We start from the raw sequence: 5,916 nt of genomic DNA, 5'->3' as shown, positions 1-5,916 counted from the left end.
ACACCTGGCCGACGGGAAGGCGATTCCTTACGGCGTCTACGACCTTGCCGACAACTCTGCCTGGGTGTCGGTCGGGACCGACCACGACACGTCGCAGTTCGCTGTCGCCTCGATCGGCAGGTGGTGGGAGGAGATGGGTCGGGAGAAATATCCGAACGCCCGCCGGCTGATGATTACCGCGGACTGCGGCGGGTCGAACGGAAACCGGCCGTGGCTGTGGAAACTAGAGTTGGCGGCGTTCGCAGCCAGGACCGGCCTGGAGATTTTCGTCTGCCATCTCCCGCCCGGCACCAGCAAATGGAACAAGATCGAGCACCGGTTGTTCTCCCAAATCAGCATCAACTGGCGCGGTCGACCGCTGACGACCTACGCCACTGTCGTCAGCCTCATCGCGAACACGACCACCACCACCGGCCTCGTCGTGCGCTGCGAACTCGATCCCGCCGACTACTCCACGAAGATCCAGGTGACCAAGACCCAACGCGAATCAATCCCGATAGAACGCGGGACATTCCACGGCGAGTGGAACTACAAGATCCTTCCAACGATGAAAGAGACTATTTGATTACGGCTTCTTATTGTCACTTACAAGGGTAGAATCGGAGTTCTTGAGGTCGACAGCCCTCGACACAATGCGCGGCGTGCATTCGATACCACGCGCGATCACTTGCTTCTGGGTGCAGGTATTGCTTTTGTTGACCGCATTCCTGTTGAGGCGCTAAATGATGAAGGGGAACGGGACGCGTACCTAACGAGATTCGTCCACCGCATCGGAAACCCGCGCTGAGCGCTCTCCGCCATTGTGGGAATAGCGCTCCTGTGCACGCAGGATACCCCCGCGAGGGTGCCGGAGACAGCGCCGCCTGTTCCCAGCTATACCACAGCGGAGAGGAGTATCTCCATCGTTGTAACCGAGCTTGCGGATCGATGTGGATGTGGGCAAAGACGCTGCCCAGGTTGAGCCGGTGCGGCAGACGGCCATGGATGTAGGCGGGCGAGCACGGACAGCCCCGACCGCCAGTGGGAGCGGACGAATGGACGCCGGTGGGCGGATGCGGCCCAACGTAGGCCAGGGCTGGCGCCGTCGGACGGGCATACACGTCGGCCGACGGTGTGCGCTCGGTTCTCTGTTCTCGTTACGCTGATCCGTCTGCCATGCATGTATGATCACTTTTCGTGAACGCAACAATCATTACAACGTGGGTGGGCGGAGGATTCGGCATCGGCGGAGTCCTTCTTGGCCATATTCTTGGTGGTCGCGCGGAGAGTAAAAAGAGTAGGCAGGTCGACGCCGAGCGCTGGCAGGCGGACCGTCGCAAAATCTATGCAGAATTCATGGCGTTAACATTGCAGATGGCAAGAAAGGCGGATTCTGTCGCTTGCTTCCTTCCCTATCGCCCTGAAGACTCTGCCGCCGATGGAGACCTCGAACTTAGGAAGGAGATAGTCCGCGAGATATGGGATGTCTGGGACGAGCGGTTCCAAGAAACACTTCTAGAGGTTGAGCTCTTAGGGTCGCCGAATGTCGCGACCGTGGCAAATGAATATTCGGAAGCATTGTTAGACCTAGTTGGGATCGCCGAAGCGGGCTCGTCATACCTTGACGCGAAGGATCCACTTGAAAGATTTTGGGCTCTTCATGCGCGTTTTCGAAACTTATTGCGCAGGGAGCTTGGTCTTTCTCCGACTTTCTATGTGAGACTTGGAACTCCCGACACGAGCACGATCGGTCTTCGCAGGCATCCTGGCGATGAACCAGATGCTACCGAATAACAAGTATGGGCGACACAGCTGCACGGCTCCCTCAGCTCGGAGCCGTGCAGCGAGCGTCCGCGCTGATCGCAGTACAGCCATTTGCACAGCCAAGCCCGCGTCCACCAGTGGACTTTCGCGGACACCGATGGACGCAGGCAGGGATGTGAGCAGGCGCGACGGGCGACTGCGGCTGTCAGCGGACGGTCCGCGCCAATCTTGTAATCGGGTGGTCGCGTGTCCACCCGTCTGTTACTGGAACGCTGTGGCAGAGTTCGATGCAGCCGCGCCGCTTCCGCACCACAGGCGCGCTCTGCGCGCCTGTGGTGCGGGTCGACTTGCCACCGGATTTCGTGGTCCTGCTGTGAGGATTGCGGGCACCCAGACGAGGCGGTTCCTCATCTCCCAGTGATCTAGAGGCCTGTAGTCAAGTGTGTAGTCCAGCCGGCTGACGTCCGCGGAGGGTCGCGAACCTCGGCGGAACGAACGCGGAAGTCAACCGGCCCGTACGGACGTTCACGGACATTAGTGGACGAAGTTTGCAAGGCAGGGGTTAGGGGTTCAATTCCCCTCGTCTCCACGCGCTCGATCATCCTGCTCGCCGACCGCCGTCGGCTTCGCCACCAGCCGTTATGCCTTCCCGGGGGACGACCCCTGGTGGGCCGAGACCTTCACCCGTCCCCTGCTCATGCTGATCACCGCGAGGTACGACGGGCATCGTTGCTGGTCGACCCGGGTGTCGTCACAGCCGCGGCGAAGCGGCCCTGCCATGTGAAGAGCCTGATCTGGGTCTGCGGCCGCGGTCGGGCAGGCTATCGTCAGCGCTCGTGGACGAGCCGCCGATGTTCGTGGGGTCTTCCGACATCGCCGCCGCCCTCGGGGTGACCCGCCAGGCTGTCGACCATCGGATGCGGACCGATCCCCGTGCGCCTGCTCCTGTCGCGGTGGTCAATCGGACGGCGACCTGGGGCGGGACCAGGGTCTGGCGGCGTTCGGACATCGACCGTTGGCTCGGTGGCGTCGACCCCGACCGTTGGACGGTGTAGCCCCGGGTCGGCCCGATGAACGGCTGATAATCATTCGCGTGGGGGCCGCGATGACCTGTCATCGCGCGGTTCCCGGACAACCGAACCGGGGGGAATTGAACGGCACCGGGAAGATTATTCAAGTTGTTAGGTAGGCAAACCTTGCTCTGTGTTCCGCGGAACGCACCGGTCGCTTGGCTGTTGTGGACGAGCCTGGCGAACGCGGTTCTGATGTCGATCAGGTAGCAGTGGGCTCCCGCCGGTGCCTTCCCGGGGCTGGGAAGGATCTCGATTTTATGGAATATTGACGCTGATTATGGGCGGCCCAGATATAACGGCGTCTTAGGTAGAAAACGTCATCATAACGGCCGATTCCACCTACTGTCGGACGACATTCGGCCGAACGGTAGGTGGTTCCGGTCATCAGGATGGCCTCAACGACCTACGCACCCTGGCCCCGCCACCCGGATTCTGTTTACCGGCGGCATCAAATGGCAGACGGTGAAGGCTCGTGGCCGGCACGAGGCTGCCACCCTGCTGAGGGTTACGGCGGCGGTACCGGGGTCCGGCAGTTGGCCAGGATGCGGCCGGAGCTGCGGGGCAGGTGGCGCGGACCTGCGCCCATGGGAGGACGCAAGCGCGACACGAGACACGTAGAACGCGGGCCTCATGCACTCTTGCTAGCCTCCTACCCCGTCCGTAACGTGGCGGTCACGGCGATGAGTACCCGTGGAGGCGGCCGTGGCACAGGACAAGGGCCGCGAGAGGCGCAAACGAGAGCTCGGCGGACGCGGGCAGCAAGACGGCCGGGAAGCTGGATTGCGGACCTGCGACACCTGCCGCGGTACCGGCAAGGTACTCAAAGACACCTTGGAGCGTGACGAGGAAGGCGGCTTCACCGGCTCGAACGAAGTCGACTGCACCGTGTGCCAAGGGAAAGGGACGATCGGTGGCTGACGCGACACCCGTTCTGGCGACGTTCGTCTCACTACGCTGTCCCGATCACCGCCGCGCCCGACGTCGGCCAGGTGATCCGCTCAAGGGCATCCGCGCGGCCGAGAACTGCGAACGGTGTCGGACCGTGTGGGCCGATGGTTGCGGCCCTGATGCCATCCGGGACGAGGAACCCGGGCCGCCCGAACCTCTGCCGCCGGGCCGGTTCGACGGGCCGAGCTGACCCGGTTTCCAACCGCAAGTCCGTCCTTGCGCAGCCCGCGGGTAGCCGGTGTCAGTCCCGATCGCTCAGCGGATGCGACTGTGGCGTGTGTCGAGGTGCGTCCGAGCTCTGGGCTGACCCGGTCCCCCGACGATGCGCCCGCAGCAACTCGAAACCGATCGGGATGACCGAGAGCAGCACGATCCCGATGAAGATCCCCTCCACGTTGTCCGCCACGAAGTGGACCTTGCCGAGGAAATATCCGATCACTGTCACCCCGCTGCCCCACAGCAGCCCACCGATGATGTTGAAGGTGCTGAAGAGTCGGTAGTTCATGCCGCTGACGCCCGCGATGATCGGGGTGAACGTCCGGACGATCGGTACGAAGCGGGCAAGGATGACCGAACGAGGTCCGTAGCGCTCGAAGAAGTCACGAGCCTTGTCCACATTCTCCTGTTTGAACAGCCTCGAATCGGGACGCCGGAACAGGGTGGGGCCGACCTTGCGCCCGAACAGGAAACCGGCCTGGTCACCGAGGATCGCGGCGATCGAGATCAGGAGACAGGCAAGCCACAGCGGAGTGGACAACGTGTGGTTGGACACAAGGAGACCGACTGTGAACAACAGCGAGTCGCCGGGCAGGAAGAATCCGACCAACAAGCCGGACTCGGCAAAAACGATCAGTAGGACGACGATCAGACCCGCCTTGGCCAGATGCTGCGCATCCAGAAAGCTCGGGCCGAGCGCGAGGGTGTTCGAGGCGATCGTGGACACTGACGCAGACACTGTGCTGGGCCTCCGGAGCGGCTCGGGACGCAAAGGCGGCTGGCGGCCGATTCGGTTCCCACCTCGACCGGGCACTCTTCGCAGACAGCAACGAGCGTATCCAGCAACGGCTGCGCGGCCGGATACGGCCCGCTGTGGGGTTCCCACCAACGCCTGACAGGATGCCGGACGTGTCCGCCCTACTCGTCCTGGTCGTTGGTCTGATGGCGGGCATCGTGGCGGGCAGCGCGGCACGACGGCGCGGTCACGTGGCCGATGACGCCCATCAGATGGTCACTTTCTGGGTCCTCGACGTCGCACTTCCCGCCCTGGCGCTCCGCGTCTTACACAGCGTGGTGTTCCCAGCCAATCTACTGCTCATCATCGCCGGCCCGTACCTGCTGTTCGTCGTCGGCGCGATGCTGTTTCTCTGCATCGGCCGTGTCCTGCGCCTGCGCCGGGACGTCGTCGGTGCGCTGATCGTCACCGCCGCTGTGGCCAACACATCCTTCGTCGGGATACCGATGGTCACGGCCTTCTTCGGAGCGGACTCGGTACCGGTCGCGCTTCTCGTCGACCAGCTCGGCTCGTTCGTCATCGTCGGGACCGTGGTCATCGCGGTGGCGGCCACGGCCTCGGGGGCCGGTGTCACCCGGACGGAGATCGCCCGTCGGCTGTTCACGGCGCCCGCTCTGATCGCGCTACTGACCGGGCTGATCCTGCGTCCGGTGGCGTTTCCGGGCTGGCTCACCGAGGCGTTGACGGCCCTCGGCGCGACGCTCACCCCGCTGGCGTTGTTCTCGATCGGCTTGCAGCTGCGCATCGGCGCGCTGCGCACCTGGCGTCGGGAGCTCGCGATCGGCCTGCTGGTCAAGCTCGTCATCGGCCCCGCCCTGGTGTTCGGGGCCTACGCCCTGACCGGCTCTCTGGACGACCACGGGGTGCAGGTGGCGCTGTTCGAGACCGCGATGCCGCCGATGGTCGCCGGGGCGATGATCGCCACCCGTTACGACCTGGCGACACCGCTGCCCAGCCTGATGGTCGGCGTCGGGGTGCCGGCGTCCCTGCTCACGCTGCCCATCTGGTCATGGATCCTGCAGGGCTGACGCGGCCCCGCGCCGTCCGCCACCACCGTGTCCTGCTGGAGTGGATAACCGCAGCCCCGGCCTGCAAAGGATGTGAATCTGTTGCTGTCATAGCAGCACGAAAGTCACATCG

General features: G+C 63.7%; 6 protein-coding genes. 5 read left to right on the top strand and 1 reads right to left on the bottom strand.

From position 1 onward, the window contains the following. From U9978_RS20415 to U9978_RS20400, 4 genes are all read left to right on the top strand, one after another. Positions 1–565 (top strand): ISAzo13 family transposase (locus tag U9978_RS20415; RefSeq protein ID WP_322762750.1); only part of this gene is annotated, 565 nt, incomplete at its 5' end. 611 nt (positions 566–1,176) lie between these two features. Further along, positions 1,177–1,773: a hypothetical protein gene (locus tag U9978_RS20410; RefSeq protein WP_322762749.1), complete on the top strand. Its 597-nt coding sequence runs from the start codon at positions 1,177–1,179 to the stop codon at positions 1,771–1,773. Positions 1,774–2,594: 821 nt separating this feature from the next. Next, a complete protein-coding gene (locus U9978_RS20405) occupies positions 2,595–2,798 on the top strand; it encodes a hypothetical protein (RefSeq protein WP_416211063.1) in 204 nt (67 codons plus the stop codon). Between the two features lie 720 nt (positions 2,799–3,518). Continuing rightward, positions 3,519–3,734 (top strand): hypothetical protein, encoded by a 216-nt coding sequence (locus tag U9978_RS20400; RefSeq protein WP_322752887.1) that lies wholly within the window; start codon positions 3,519–3,521, stop codon positions 3,732–3,734. Positions 3,735–4,005: 271 nt separating this feature from the next. On the opposite strand, the gene U9978_RS20395 is transcribed toward U9978_RS20400, so the two are convergent. After that, positions 4,006–4,707 carry a DedA family protein gene (locus U9978_RS20395; protein ID WP_322762747.1) on the bottom strand — a complete coding sequence of 234 codons (702 nt, stop codon included), beginning with the start codon at positions 4,705–4,707 and terminating at the stop codon, positions 4,006–4,008. A gap of 182 nt (positions 4,708–4,889) precedes the next feature. Between U9978_RS20395 and U9978_RS20390 the strand changes: the two genes are divergently transcribed. Beyond that, positions 4,890–5,804 carry an AEC family transporter gene (locus U9978_RS20390; RefSeq protein ID WP_322762746.1) on the top strand — a complete coding sequence of 305 codons (915 nt, stop codon included), beginning with the start codon at positions 4,890–4,892 and terminating at the stop codon, positions 5,802–5,804. Positions 5,805–5,916 lie beyond the last annotated feature (112 nt).

The organism is Protofrankia sp. Cr2 (assembly GCF_963555885.1).
In the GTDB taxonomy this organism is placed as follows: Bacteria; Actinomycetota; Actinomycetes; order Frankiales; family Frankiaceae; genus Protofrankia.
Note: the sequence above shows the minus strand (reverse complement) of the source record. Positions and strands in the feature narration are given on the sequence as shown.